This is a genomic window from Castellaniella sp., assembly GCF_041677825.1.
In the GTDB taxonomy this organism is placed as follows: Bacteria; Pseudomonadota; Gammaproteobacteria; order Burkholderiales; family Burkholderiaceae_B; genus Castellaniella.
Genome location: NZ_JBAYPG010000002.1, coordinates 127,937 through 142,580, shown reverse-complemented (window position 1 = coordinate 142,580; position 14,644 = coordinate 127,937). Strand labels below are relative to the sequence as shown.

The following is a 14,644-nucleotide window of genomic DNA, read 5'->3' as shown; positions in this document are numbered from 1 at the left end:
GCGTCATGAATCTCACGACCCGCGGCTGGCTCAATGGTTTCATCGGGATGGCCATCTTCAGTGGTTCACTGCCTGCCACGCGGGTGGCCGTGCTGGGGCTGGATCCGCTTTTCGTCACCGCAGCGCGCGCTGGCCTGGCCGGTGTGCTGGCCACCTTCATGCTGGTGCTGGCGGCGCGGCGCGATGGCGCGCAGGCCGTCCACGGCCAGGCGGGAGCGGGCGATCGGGCCAGCCCCGTGTCGGTGCGTCGCACGCGCCAGCCCACTGGGTTGGCCACACAGGCGCGCCCCGCACAGGGCGACTGGGTGCGTCTTGTATTGGTGGCACTGGGTGTGGTGCTGGGTTTCCCGCTGTTCACCGCGCTTGCCTTGCAGTCCATCACGTCGGCGCATTCATTGGTATTCATTGGGCTGCTGCCCATGTCGACCGCATTGTTCGCGGCCTGGCTGGCACAGGAAAGACCGTCGCGCAGCTTTTGGACATTTGCCGTGCTGGGGGCGCTTGCGGTGGTCGGCTTCGCATTCAGCCAGGATGGTTCGGGGGTGCTGTGGGCCGATGGCCTGATGGTGCTGGCCATTGTCAGCTGTGGCTATGGTTATGCCGAAGGCGGGCGTCTGGCGCGCCGGCTGGGCGCCTGGCAGGTGATCTGCTGGGTGCTCGTGGTCTCCCTGCCGGTCAGTTTGCCGCTGGCCTTCATCTGGGCGCCGCGCAATCTCGCGGCCGTACCGCCGTCGGCCTGGGCGGGCGGGCTCTACGTTGCCATCTTCAGCATGCTGGTGGGGTTCATCTTCTGGTACAGGGGGCTCGCCCAGGGGGGTATTGCGGCCGTGGGCCAGCTGCAGCTGCTGCAGCCTTTCCTCGGCCTGCTGCTGGCGGCGTGGCTGCTGGGTGAGCCGGTTACCCCGGCCATGCTGTGGGTCACGGCATTCGTAGTGGCCTGTGTGGCCGGTGCCCGCTATACGGCGGCGATGCCGGCACCGTCGCGGGCATCCTGAGCGCATCGCCGGCTTGGCCCAGGGGCACCGCCGGTGGCGGCCGCCGAGCGGCCGTGCCCATACCAAGTGTATCCAGCCTTGGGGCCTGTCCAAAGGGCAGGGTTTACGGTACAGTGCTTCAAACCAGAGACACTGCTGCACATGCAAATCCACCCGAGCCATGACCCCGAGGCCCGTCGTGCCCTCGCCATCAGTCTCATTCTGCTGGTGGCCTTGCTGCTGAGCGCCTCGATCAATCTTTCGAACTGGTTTTCGGGCGTTCTTTCGCTGCCCTGGCACATGACGTTCGAAGTGCTCTCGGTCAGCATCTCGCTCATGATCTATGGCCTGGTGTGCAGCGTGCGCCGCGAGCGGCCGGCGCTCAACCTGATTCTGCTGGCCAGCCTGTTTCTGGGCGTGGGCCTGTTCGACCTGCTGCACATGCTTTCGCTGCAGGGCATGCCCGATTTCGTCACGCCCGGCAATTCGAACAAGGGCATTTACTTCTGGCTGCTGGGGCGCTTCTTTGGCGTGGTGGCGCTGCTGTGCGTGGCCTTCGTGCCCTGGCGCATCACGGGTTCGGCCCGTGTCCTGTTCGGGTGCAGCGCATTGGTGCTGGCGCTGGTCGGCCTGTCGGCCTGGCTGTATTTTCAGGACCCGCAATTGCTGCCGCGCTTTTTCGTGCCCGGCAGGGGGCTCACGCCATTCAAGGTCAGCGCCGAGTATGCGCTCATGGCACTGTACGGTCTGGCTGCGCTGCGGCTGTTCTTTCACCTGCTCCGGCCGCGCGGTTTCAACGCCAGCGGCCTGTTTGCCGCAGCATTCATCATGATGCAGAGTGAATACTTTTTCACGCGCTATACCGATGTTTCGGATGCGTGGATGTTCATCGGGCATGTGTACAAGGTACTGGCCTTCCTGTTCCTGTATTACGCCATTTTCGTCGAAACCGTGCTGCATCCGTATGCCGACCTGCGCCGGTCGCGCAGCGAGATGCTGGCGACGCTGCGTGCCCTGCCCGATTGGGTGCTCGAACTGGATGATACGGGCAATTGCCTGCAGTTCTATCAGCATGAAGGTCAGCCCGGCCTACCGGTGCGGCCTGACGGCACACTGGTGCGCAGCATCAGCGAGCTCTTGTCCAGGGAGGATGGCGAGAGCGTGCGCAGTGCGCTCAAAGAGGCGCAGGCCCACGGGGTGTCGCGCGGCCGGGTCGTCAAGGCGCTGGGGGGTGAACAGGAGCGCAGTTTCGAACTGTCCGTGGCGCCTCGGTCCGATGCGCCATCAGGCGCCCGGCGCTTCATTGTGATCGCGCGCGATGTGACGCGGCGCCTGCGCGATGAAACCGTGCTGGCGACCCTGCGCCGCGGGATCATGCAAAGCCCGTTGCCATTCGTGGTGATCGACATGCATTTCCGGATCCAGCTGTGCAATGCGGCCTACGCAGGTTTCTTTGGCCTGGCACCGCATGCCCTGCTGGGCAAGAACCCGCTGCGCCTGCTTGAATCGCGCACAGCGCCAGAGGTCTGGACGGGGTTGGAATCCGCGATCCGGCAGGGTTTTCATTGGGCCGGTGAGCTGACCTTCCTGTTTCCGGACCATAACGAGCGGATTCTCGATACCAAGGTGTTTCCCATCCGCAATTCAGCCGGTGTGGCCTCGGGCTACATGGCGCATCTCGAAGACGTCACTGAGAAACGCCGTGCTGCCGAACGGATCCGCGAGCTCTCGCTGTACGACCAGCTCACGGGCCTGCCCAATCGGCGCCTCATGCGCGAGCGTTTCCAGGGCTCGGTGCGCAGCCATGCGCATCTGGCCCTGTTCTGGATCGATCTGGATCAATTCAAGGGCGTCAACGATACGCTCGGTCACGAGACCGGCGACCACTTGCTGGTGGCCGTGGCCCGACGGCTGCATGCGGGCTTGCAGGGGCGGGACATGCTGGTGCGCGTATCGGGCGACGATTTTCTCATGCTGCTGCATGGGGTCGGCCAGGAGGAAGCGCTGGCCCGGGCGCAGCTTCTGCAAAAGGCCATGAACCAGCCGATCGAGGTGGTGGGGCAGTCTGTTTCAGTCACCCTGTCGATCGGGATCGCGCTGTGTCCTGAAGATGCCAACGAATTCGACGTGCTTCTGGCACAGGCCGAAGCGGCCGTGAATCGCGTCAAGCAAGAAGGGTACAACCACATTTCATTCTTTAGGGCCGAAATGCAATTGCGCTCCGAACGCCAGCTGGCATTGGGGACTGCCTTGTGCAATGCCATTGCCCGTGGCGAACTCAGCCTCGTATACCAGCCCGTCATCGCGCTGGCCGATGGGCGCGTGGTGGGGGCCGAGGCGCTGCTGCGCTGGGAGTCCGAGTGGGGCAATGTGCCACCCGATGAGTTCATCCCCATCGCCGAGGCCACCGGGCTGATCGTCTCGATTGGCCACTGGGTGCTGCAAACGGCGGTGCGCCAGCTGGCCCGCTGGCATGCTGCCGGGCTGGATGATCTCAGCGTGGCCATCAATTTCTCGGTGGTCCAGTTCCAGCAGGGCGAGTTTCCCCAGTGGGTGCGCGAGATACTCGCCGAGACCGGGGTGCCCCCCGAGTGTGTGGCAATTGAACTGACCGAGGCGGCCGCCATGCGCACGACAGAATTTGTCACCCGCCAGGTGGATGCGCTCTCGGCCCTGGGCGTACAACTGGCCATCGATGATTTTGGTACGGGTTATTCGTCGCTCAGCTACCTGAAACAGCTGCATTTCCATATCCTCAAGGTGGATCGCAGTTTCGTGCAGAACCTCGAGGTCGATGCCGATGACAAGGTGATCGCCGGCACGATCATCCGCATGGCTCAAAGCCTGGGCATGCTGACCATTGCCGAAGGGGTGGGCAATGCCACCCAACTGGCCTTCATGCAGGCGCACGGCTGTGACATGGTCCAGGGGTTTCACTTCAGCCCGCCCCTGAAGCCCGAGGCCTTCGAGCGGTTCGTTCGCCACGGACACATCCCGAAATCACCCGCCTGACATGCGCGGTGCCGTTGCGGGGTCTGTACGATCCCTGGCGTCCATCGGGTTGGGGCCATGATGCCCGGGCCAGGCCGGTGCGGGCTGCCTGCACTTGGCAGCCCGCCCACAGCGTGATGTTCAGTGACGGCGCCAGAGCGTCAGTTGCGACAGCGTGTGCTGAAACTTGCGCCGGGTTTCACGGATCACGAACGGTACATCGAGGGGCTCGCCCACCGGCGTGAAATGGGGGCTCAGGTGGGCGTGCAGGCCATCGAGCGTGGTCCAGCTCTCACCATCTTTCTTGATGCCGCCGATCCAGGCCGAGTGCGGCGTGTGCTCTTCGAGCCAGGTGTAGGGTGAGGCAATGACCAGCAGGCCGCCTGCCACGATGCGTTCATGGATGGTATCCAGGAATCGGGCCGGGTCATACAGCCGGTCGATCAGGTTGGCGGCCAGCACCAGATCGTAGCCGGTGAACTGCGGCTTGAGGTTGCAGGCATCGCCCTGGAAGAATTCGACCCGGGGCAGGGTGTCCCGCAGGTTCAGTTCGGCCAGCGTGCGGGTCTTGTACGAGACCAGGTCACCTTCGTCCGTGAGCGTATAGCGCAGTTGGCCGCTTTGCATCAGTTGCACGCCCTGATTGATGAAGCGCGCCGAGAAGTCGACCCCGGTGACGCGCTCGAATGTGCGCGCGAGCTCGAACGTGGCGCGCCCGGAGGCGCAGCCCAGGTCCAGCGCCAGCCGGCAGGGGTGTTCGCCCATGGCCTGGATCGCCAACTGCGCCAGGGTACGCGGAAAGTTCGGCACGTCGAAGTAGGTATCACCGTAGTGGAACTCGGCGTATTCGGACAGCAGCCGGTCGGTTTCGTAATACGCCGCGGGTGCTTCTGCGGGCGCATGCGAGACTACATAACGCAGACCGGCGTGCTGGAAGAAATGCCTGCGGAAGGCGTAGCGCGATGCGCGCACCGCTTCGTTGCCACAGGATATCCATGAGCCCCCCTTGATCAGGTTGTGCTGGCCATCGAACGTGGGGGTCGTGAAATCATCGTAGATGGGATGGACATCGAAGCCATCGAACGGATAGGTGGGGGTTTCGGTCCATTGCCAGACATTGCCCACCACGTCGAAGAATTCTCCGTGGGCGTATTCATCGACCGGACAGGACGATGCGCCATGATCGAGATGCAGGTTGGCGTCGCAGGGTGATGCGCCCGGGTCGGTGCGACCCGTATGGTCGTACAGCCGATACCATTCGTCTTCGGTGGGCAGGCGGACCGGCTGGCCGGTTTCGGCCGCCTTCCAGTTGCAGAAGGCCTTGGCCTCGAGGTAGTTGACTTCGACGGGCCATGACCACGGCATGGGGACTTCTTCGGTCATCAGGCGCAGGAACCAGCCCTGGGTTTTCTTGACCCAGAAGGTGGGATGTTCGGCCTGGCTGTAGGCCAGCCACTTGCGGCCCTCTTCGGTCCAGTCGCGCTGGTTGCGATAGCCCCCGGCCTCGACGAAGGCCAGGAATTCATGGTTGCTGACCAGATAGCGGCTGGCTTCGAAGGGTTCGACCTGCGCCTCGTGCGCGCCGTATTCGTTGTCCCAGCCGTATTGCGGGCCGTCGAAGGACTTGCCGATCCGTACGACCCCTGCGGGCACAGGCAGCAAGGTGTTCTCGGGGGCTGGCCGGCCGTCATCCGGCCGGGGCGCCCACTCGGCCACCGCACGCACATGACGCAGGGCATGCTGGCGGATCAGCACCGAAGACGTTTCGAGGTGGATGCGCTCGTGCTCGATGCCCATGATGATGGCCCACCAGGGACTCTGCCAGTGGATGGGCGACTGCAGCGGAGCGTGATCGATGAGCCCCAGCACCAGGGCCCGGACCTGGTTGCGGTAGGCGCGCACCCGGGCGGCACCGGGCCAGTCGTAGTGGCTGTCATCCAGGTCGTCCCAGCTCATTTCATCGACCCCCACCGCGAAAATCGATTCCATGTGCTGGTCGATGCGGGTGTCGATCATGCGGGTGAGCATGAGCTTGTTGACGAAAAAGGTCGCGGTATGGCCGAAGTAGAAGATCAGAGGATGGCGCAGGGCGATCGGCTTGGTGACCCATGCCGCATCATCCTCGGCCAGGCAGTCGAAGAGCGATTCGTAGCGATCGAAGGTCTCGATGAAATAGTTGCGCAGGCTTGCGCGCAGCAGACTGGTATCGGGTTCGGCCAGGTTGGGGGTACGGGCAAACAGGGTGGCTGGTGATGCCGCGATCTGGGCTGGATGGGAAAGTGGGGCGTGCTGGGTCATGGCGGTGCCGGGTCGGAAACTGGAATCAATGTGCACGCGCCCATGATCGATGCGTGACATCATAAGCATGGCATGTGCCTGTGAGCATAGGCTAACATGATCCTTTTTCCGATACCGTCAAAATGCTGTCGTGGAAATGGGCAATTCGGGATGTCCCGTACACGAGATCGAAAAATATCGGACAATACACCCTTTGCATGCAAAGGGAAGTCATGTCACGCATTGTGTTGTTCGAGAACATCCACGCCAGCGCCAGGGAAGTCTTCACCGCAGCGGGCTTCGACGACGTGGTCACGCATGCCGGAGCGCTTGTCGGCCCGGCCTTGCTCGATGCCCTGCAGGGGGCCGATGTGGTGGGTATCCGTTCACGCACCCATCTGGATCAGGACGTGCTCTCCAGGCTGCCGCAACTGCGTGCCATCGGCTGCTTCTGCATCGGCACCAACCAGGTTGACCTGGAAACAGCGGCGATGCAGGGGGTGCCTGTCTTCAATGCACCGTTTTCCAATACGCGCTCGGTGGCAGAAATGGTGCTGGGCGAAGCCATCCTGCTGCTGCGGCGCATCCCCGAAAAGAATGCACGCGTGCACGAGGGCTTCTGGGACAAGACGGCCGATGGGGCGTATGAGGCGCGTGGCAAGACCCTGGGCATCGTTGGCTACGGCAATATCGGTACCCAGGTGGGCATTCTTGCCGAAGCGCTCGGGATGCAAGTGCTGTATCACGATATCGATACCAAGCTGCCGCTGGGCAATGCACATGCCACCTCGTCGCTCAAGAAATTCCTCGCCCAGACCGATGTGGTCACCCTGCATGTGCCTGGTGGCAAGGAAACGGCCAATCTCATCGATGCCGATGCGATTGCGGCCATGCGCCCGGGCAGCATACTCATCAATGCGTCGCGCGGTACCGTGGTCGATATCAATGCCCTGCATCGGGCGCTCAAGTCGGGGCATCTGTCGGGCGCAGCCATCGACGTGTTCCCCACCGAGCCCAAGAGCCGTGACGAAGCCCTCGACAGCCCCCTGCGAGGCATGCACAACGTGATTCTCACGCCGCACATCGGCGGCAGCACGCAAGAGTCCCAGGAAAACATCGGCCGTGAAGTGGCCGAAAAGCTCAAGCTGTACCTGAGCAGCGGTACCACCAAGGGCGCCGTCAATTTTCCGGAGATCTCCTACCATGAGCAGGCCGGTACCGCCCGTGTCCTTCATGTACACCAGAACGTGCCGGGCGCCATGGGGGCGCTCAGCAACCTCATGGGCGAATTCGGCCTGAACATCGTCAGCCAGCAGTTGCAGACGCGTGGCAAGATCGGCTATGCCATCACCGATGTCGATGGCGAAGTCACCGATCAGGTGATGGACGGCCTGCGTCATCACCCCATCACCATACGCTGCGACCGGGTCTGAGGCGCCTGCCGGAGATTGGCCCGCGTCGATACAGGCCCGGGGTCCTTCACAGGGTCGCCCCGGAGCAGTGGTGCAACGATGCAGGCCCGTTCTAGGGGATTTCCACGAGGTTTGATCCAGATCATACACCGCACGCACTGTGTGGTTTATCGTGAGGGCTTCAGTTTTCGGAGCCCCCCATGCGCCCCACATCCGACGCTACGCCTCCGGCCCGCCGCGGTCGCCTGCTTACGGTCTGGACACCCGAAGATCAGGCATTCTGGGTTCGGGAAGGCAGTGCAATTGCCAACGTCAATCTCTGGATCTCCGTCCCGGCCCTGTTCCTGGCCTTTGCTGTCTGGCAGATGTGGAGTGTGGTGGCGGTCAATCTGCCCAACCTGGGGTTTCAGTACACCGAAAACGAACTCTTCTGGCTGGCGGCCCTGCCGGCACTTTCGGGGGCCACGCTGCGCATCTTCTATTCGTTCATGGTGCCCATTTTCGGGGGCCGCCGCTGGACTGCCCTGACCACGGCCAGCCTGCTGCTGCCCACCATCGGCGCCGGGCTGGCCGTGCAGAACCCGGAAACCCCGTATTCCACGATGCTCATGCTGGCCCTGCTGTGCGGGTTGGGCGGGGGCAACTTCTCATCGTCCATGTCCAACATCAGCTTTTTCTTTCCCAAGGAACGCAAGGGTTCGGCGCTGGGGCTGAATGCCGGGCTGGGCAATCTGGGCGTGTCCTCGGTACAGTTTCTGGCCCCTCTGGTCATCAGCCTGGGCGTACTGGGCCCGTGGGCAGGCGAGCCCCAGATGGCCCAGCTGTCGGGCGCACACGGTGGCCCGGTCGAAGTCTGGGCGCAGAACGCCGCCTTCATCTGGGTGCCCTTCATCATCATCGTATCCATGCTCGCCTGGGTCGGCATGCATGACATCGCCGATGCCAAGGCGTCGTTCAGGGATCAGGCGGTGATCTTCAAGCGCAAGCACAACTGGATCATGTGCTTCCTGTACCTGGGTACATTCGGCTCGTTCATCGGCTTTTCAGCCGGCTTCCCTCTGCTCATCAAATACCTGTACCCGGCGGTGCGGCCCCTGCAGTACGCCTGGCTGGGACCATTGGTGGGTGCCCTGGCTCGTCCGTTCGGGGGCTGGCTGTCCGATCGCATGGGCGGGGCCCGGGTCACTTTCTGGACATTCTTCTGGATGGTGCTGGGGGTGGTGGTGGTCATGCTGTCGCTGCCGTCGGGGCAATCGGCAGGCAGTTTTGCAGGCTTTCTGCTGGGCTTTCTGTTTCTGTTCTTCCTCACGGGCATTGGCAACGGCTCCACCTTTGCCATGATCCCCACCATTTTCACCACGCTGGCCGAGCGGCGCCACGGCGCTGCGAGCGCCCAGGCTGTCGCCGAGGGTTCCAAGGAATCGGCGGCCGTACTTGGTTTCAGCGGGGCCATGGGCGCCTATGGCGGGTTTTTCATCCCCAAGAGCTTCGGCACTTCATTCGATCTTACCGGGTCACCGCAGGCGGCGCTGTGGTTCTTCATCGTCTTCTATGCGGTGTCACTGGCCGTGACCTGGTGGTACTACTCGCGTCGGCGTGCCGAGGTCCCCTGCTGAAGCAGCGTACCGTGCACGCCTGACCCAATCTTTCCAACGGAGCCTACATCGTGAGCCATTTCATCGATCGCCTCAAATATTTTTCCCGTCAGAAAGAGCCGTTTTCCAATGGCCACGGCAATGTGGTGCATGAAGACCGCACCTGGGAAGATGCCTATCGCAATCGCTGGCAGCACGACAAGATCGTGCGCTCCACGCACGGGGTGAACTGCACGGGTTCGTGCTCCTGGAAAATCTATGTCAAGGGCGGCATCGTCACCTGGGAAACCCAACAGACCGATTACCCGCGCACCCGTCCCGACATGCCCAACCACGAGCCCCGGGGATGTCCGCGCGGGGCCACGTTTTCCTGGTACCTGTACAGCGCCAACCGGGTCAAGTACCCCATGGTGCGCGGGCGGCTGGCGCGCCAGTGGCGTGAGCTGCGCAAGACGCTGACCCCCGTGCAGGCCTGGCAGACCATCGCCACCGACCCCGATCGCGCCGCCCAGTACAAGACGCGCCGGGGCCTGGGGGGCTTCGTGCGCTCCACCTGGGACGAGGTCAATGAAATCATCGCAGCGGCCAATATCCACACCATACGGCGCCATGGGCCGGATCGCATTGCCGGGTTCTCGCCGATACCCGCCATGTCCATGGTGTCGTATGCCTCGGGCAGCCGTTATCTGTCGTTGCTGGGCGGATCCCTGCTCAGCTTCTACGACTGGTACTGTGACCTGCCGCCGTCCAGCCCGCAAACCTGGGGCGAGCAGACCGACGTCAGCGAATCGGCCGACTGGTACAACTCGACCTTCATCATGCTGTGGGGCTCGAACGTGCCTCAAACGCGTACGCCCGATGCGCATTTCATGGTCGAGGCCCGCTACCGTGGCGCCAAGGTGGTGTCCGTGTTCCCCGATTATGCCGAAGGGGCCAAGTTCGGCGACATCTGGCTGCACCCCAAGCAGGGTACAGATGCCGCACTGGCGCTCGCCATGGGCCACGTCGTGCTCAAAGAGTTCCATCTGGCCGGCAAGAGCGCCTATTTCGAGCGCTACTGCCGCCAGTACACCGACATGCCCTTCCTGGTGCGCCTGGTGCGCCAGGGTGACCACTACGTGGCAGATCGCAAGCTGCGGGCCTCCGATCTCGTCGATCAGCTCGGGCAGGCCAACAACCCCGAGTGGAAGACGCTGGTCTACGATCAGAACACGGGCGATCTGGTTGCGCCACAGGGGTCGATCGGCTTTCGCTGGGGCCAGAAAGAGGGCGAAGACGCGGGCAAGTGGAATCTCGATCTGAAAGATGCCGATGGCCGCGAGATCCTGCCGCGCCTGTCCCTGGTCGATGCGCACGATGAGGTCGCACCGGTTGCCTTCCCGTATTTCGGTGGGCAGCAGCACGACTATTTCCAGGGCACCAGCCACGATGAGATTCTGGTGCGCAACCTGCCCGTGAAGCGTTTGAACACCGCCGAGGGCGAGGTCCTGGTGACCACCGTATTCGATCTCTTCGTTGCCAATTACGGTATCGACCGTGGCCTGGGTGGCGACAACGTCGCCGCATCCTACGATGATGACGTGCCCTATACCCCCGCCTGGCAAGAGCGCATCACGGGTGTCGATCGCGAAAAAGTCATCACCGTGGCGCGTCAGTTCGCCGACAACGCCCACAAGACCGAAGGCAAGTCCATGGTGATCCTCGGGGCCGGCCTGAACCACTGGTACCACATGGACATGGCCTATCGCGGCATCATCAACTTGGTCTCCATGTGTGGTTGCGTCGGTCAGTCAGGGGGCGGCTGGTGCCATTACGTGGGGCAGGAAAAGCTGCGTCCGCAAACCGGCTGGACCATGCTGACCTTCGCGCTCGACTGGCTGCGCCCGCCGCGCCACATGAATGGCACCTCGTTTTTCTATGCACATACCAATCAGTGGCGCTACGAGAAACTGCAGGTGCCCGAGCTGCTTTCACCGCTGGCCGACGCCAGCAAGTATCAGGGCAGCCTGATCGACATGAACGTGCGCGCGGAGCGCATGGGCTGGCTGCCCACGGCGCCCCAGTTGCAGACCAACCCGCTCGAAGTGGTGCGCGCGGCCCGCGCGGCCGGGCAGGATCCCAAGGATTACGCCGTACAGGGCCTGCGCGATGGCACCTTGCGGTTTTCCTGTGAAGATCCCGATCATCCCGACAACCATCCGCGCAACCTGTTTGTTTGGCGCTCGAATATTCTGGGCTCTTCAGGCAAGGGTCATGAGTACTTCCTCAAGCACCTTCTGGGCACCCAGCACGGGGTGCAGGGCAAGGACCTGGGCGAATCCGGCGAGGCCAGGCCACTCGAGGTGGCCTGGCACGACGAGGCCCCCCAGGGCAAGCTCGATCTGCTCGTCACCCTCGATTTCCGCATGTCCACCACCTGCCTGTATTCGGACATCGTCCTGCCCACGGCCACGTGGTATGAAAAGAACGATCTGAATACGTCCGACATGCATCCCTTCATTCATCCGCTGTCGGCGGCCGTGGATCCGATCTGGGAATCCCGCAGCGACTGGGAAATCTACAAGGGGCTGGCGCAGAAATTTTCCGAACTGGCCGAGGATGCCGATCTCCCGGATGAGGATCTGGTCCTGCAACCCTTGCAGCATGACTCGCCGGGCGAACTCTCCGATCCGTTCGATGTCCGTGAATGGCGCAAGGGCGAGTGCGATCTGATCCCGGGCAAGACCATGCCCGCCATGATGGTGGTCGACCGTGATTACAAGAACGTCTACAAGCGCTTCACCTCGCTGGGTCCGTTGGCCGAAAAGCTCGGCAACGGGGGCAAGGGCATCGCCTGGGATACAAAAGAAGAAGTCGAGTTCCTCGGTCAGCTGAACCGGCGCGAGCGTGAACCCGGCGTGAGCCAGGGGCAGCCGCGCATCCTGTCCGATATCGATGCCTGCGAGACCATCCTGTCGCTGGCACCCGAGACCAACGGTCATGTGGCCGTCAAGGCCTGGCAGGCCCTGTCGAAGATCACCGGGCGGGATCATGTGCATCTGGCAAAGTCCAGCGAGCATGAAAAGATCCGTTTTCGCGACCTTCAGGCTCAGCCGCGCAAGATCCTGACGTCGCCCACCTGGTCGGGCATCGAGTCCGACAAGGTCAGCTACAGCGCCGGCTACACCAATGTGCACGAACTGATCCCCTGGCGGACCCTCACAGGGCGCCAGGAGCTTTACCAGGATCACCCCTGGATGCGGGATTTCGGCGAAGCGTTGTGCGTCTATCGGCCGCCGGTGGACACCAGGACCATCAAGCCCATGCTCGAGCAGCAGTTCTCCAACGGTGAGCCGCACGTGGTGCTGAACTTCATCACCCCGCACCAGAAATGGGGTATCCACTCGACCTACTCCGACAACCTGATCATGCTCACGCTCTCGCGAGGCGGCCCGATTGTCTGGATATCCGAAGTCGATGCGGCGCGCGCCGGGATCGTGGATAACGACTGGATCGAGGTCTTCAATGTGAATGGCGCCCTGGTGGCGCGGGCCGTGGTCAGCCAGCGGGTGCCCGAGGGCATGACCATGATGTATCACGCCCAGGAAAAGATCGTCAACGTGCCCGGCTCTGAAATCACCGGCAAGCGGGGCGGCATCCACAATTCGGTCACGCGTACGGTGATCAAGCCGACGCACATGATCGGTGGCTATGCCCAATTGTCCTATGGCTTCAATTATTACGGCACGGTCGGGTCCAACCGTGACGAATTCGTGGTGGTACGCAAGATGAAGAAGATAGACTGGCTGGACGAGACCCACGAGATCGCCGCCACTGCCCAGAATACGGACTGAAGGAGCTGTATCCATGAAAATCCGCGCACAGGTGGCCATGGTCCTGAACCTGGACAAATGCATCGGTTGCCATACCTGCTCGATAACCTGCAAAAACGTCTGGACCTCTCGCGAGGGCATGGAATATGCCTGGTTCAACAATGTCGAGACCAAGCCCGGGGTGGGGTATCCCAGAGACTGGGAGAACCAGGACCGCTGGAACGGTGGCTGGCGCCGCAAGGCCAACGGCCGCATCGAGCCGCGCCAGGGTGGCAGGATCAAGCTGCTCTCGCGTATTTTTTCCAACCCCAATCTGCCACAGATCGACGAGTACTACGAACCCTTCACCTACGATTACGACTACCTGCAGAAGGCCCCCGAGCGCAGTACGCCGCCGGTGGCGCGGCCGCGCTCGCTGATCACCGGCCAGCGCATGGAGAAAATCGAATGGGGCCCCAACTGGGAAGAAATCCTGGGTGGCGAGTTTTCCAAGCGTTCGCAGGACTACAACTTCGAGGATGTCCAGAAAGACATCTACGGGCAGTTTGAAAACACCTTCATGATGTACCTGCCGCGCCTGTGCGAGCACTGCCTGAACCCGACCTGCGTGGCCAGCTGCCCGTCGGGCTCGATCTACAAGCGAGCCGAAGACGGCATCGTGCTCATCGACCAGGACAAGTGCCGTGGCTGGCGCATGTGCATCTCGGGCTGTCCCTACAAGAAGATCTACTACAACTGGAAATCCGGCAAGGCCGAAAAATGCATTTTCTGCTATCCGCGCATCGAAGCCGGCATGCCGACGGTCTGTTCCGAGACCTGCGTGGGCCGCATCCGCTATCTGGGGGTGCTGCTGTACGATGCCGACGGCATCGAGGCGGCCGCGAGCGTGCCCAACGAGAAAGACCTCTACCAGGCACAGCTCGACCTCTTCCTCGATCCGCATGATCCCGAGGTGCGTCGCCAGGCCCTGGCCGACGGCATACCCGAGAACTGGCTCGACGCCGCATGCAACTCGCCAGTCTACAAGATGGCGGTCGAGTGGAAGATCGCCTTCCCGTTGCACCCCGAATACCGCACCCTGCCGATGGTCTGGTACGTGCCCCCGCTGTCGCCCATCCAGTCGGCGGCCAACAGTGGCCATATCGGTGCTTTTGGCGAGATTCCCGATGTGCAGTCGCTGCGCATCCCGCTGCGCTATCTGGCGAACCTGCTCACGGCAGGCGACGAGGCCCCGGTGGCCAATGCACTCGAGCGCATGCTGGGCATGCGCGCCTTCATGCGGGCGCGTTCGGTCGATCGCCAGGAGCGGCTGGATATCCTCGAGCAGGTTGGCCTGACCCTGCACCAGGTCGAGGACATGCACCGCTACCTGGCCATTGCCAACTACGAAGACCGCTTCGTGATTCCGACCGCGCATCGTGAGAGCGCCGAAAATGCCTTTGAACTCCGTGGCGGCTGTGGCTTTACGTTCGGCAATGGGTGTTCGGGGGGGGCATCCGAAGGGTCGCTGTTCGGCAAGCCGCGTGGCAAGCGCAAGCCGACGGTGGTGTTTCTGGACCCGGCACGTACGGCCTGAAGGGGTA

7 protein-coding genes are annotated in these 14,644 nt (G+C 62.7%); 6 read left to right on the top strand and 1 reads right to left on the bottom strand.

Annotated elements, in window-relative coordinates:
* The first annotated feature begins 5 nt into the window (after window positions 1-5).
* Together WCY17_RS01645 and WCY17_RS01640 are read left to right on the top strand one after the other, a co-directional pair.
* Window positions 6-995 carry a DMT family transporter gene (locus tag WCY17_RS01645; RefSeq protein ID WP_372700423.1) on the top strand — a complete coding sequence of 330 codons (990 nt, stop codon included), beginning with the start codon at window positions 6-8 and terminating at the stop codon, window positions 993-995.
* Window positions 996-1,136: 141 nt separating this feature from the next.
* Window positions 1,137-3,986: an EAL domain-containing protein gene (locus tag WCY17_RS01640; RefSeq protein ID WP_372700422.1), complete on the top strand. Its 2,850-nt coding sequence runs from the start codon at window positions 1,137-1,139 to the stop codon at window positions 3,984-3,986.
* A 120-nt stretch (window positions 3,987-4,106) separates the two neighbouring features.
* On the opposite strand, the gene ovoA is transcribed toward WCY17_RS01640, so the two are convergent.
* On the bottom strand, window positions 4,107-6,263 hold the full coding sequence (ovoA, locus tag WCY17_RS01635) for a 5-histidylcysteine sulfoxide synthase (RefSeq protein WP_372700421.1): 2,157 nt from the start codon (window positions 6,261-6,263) through the stop codon (window positions 4,107-4,109).
* Window positions 6,264-6,475: 212 nt separating this feature from the next.
* Between ovoA and serA the strand changes: the two genes are divergently transcribed.
* The 4 genes from serA to narH all read left to right on the top strand — a co-directional run bounded on the left by serA (window position 6,476) and on the right by narH (window position 14,637).
* Window positions 6,476-7,675 (top strand): phosphoglycerate dehydrogenase, encoded by a 1,200-nt coding sequence (serA, locus tag WCY17_RS01630; protein WP_372700420.1) that lies wholly within the window; start codon window positions 6,476-6,478, stop codon window positions 7,673-7,675.
* 179 nt (window positions 7,676-7,854) lie between these two features.
* On the top strand, window positions 7,855-9,270 hold the full coding sequence (locus WCY17_RS01625; protein ID WP_372700419.1) for a NarK family nitrate/nitrite MFS transporter: 1,416 nt from the start codon (window positions 7,855-7,857) through the stop codon (window positions 9,268-9,270).
* A 50-nt stretch (window positions 9,271-9,320) separates the two neighbouring features.
* Window positions 9,321-13,082, top strand: a complete 3,762-nt coding sequence (locus WCY17_RS01620) for a nitrate reductase subunit alpha (RefSeq protein WP_372700418.1) — start codon at window positions 9,321-9,323, stop codon at window positions 13,080-13,082.
* Between the two features lie 13 nt (window positions 13,083-13,095).
* Window positions 13,096-14,637: a nitrate reductase subunit beta gene (narH, locus tag WCY17_RS01615; protein WP_372700417.1), complete on the top strand. Its 1,542-nt coding sequence runs from the start codon at window positions 13,096-13,098 to the stop codon at window positions 14,635-14,637.
* Window positions 14,638-14,644: the final 7 nt, after the last annotated feature.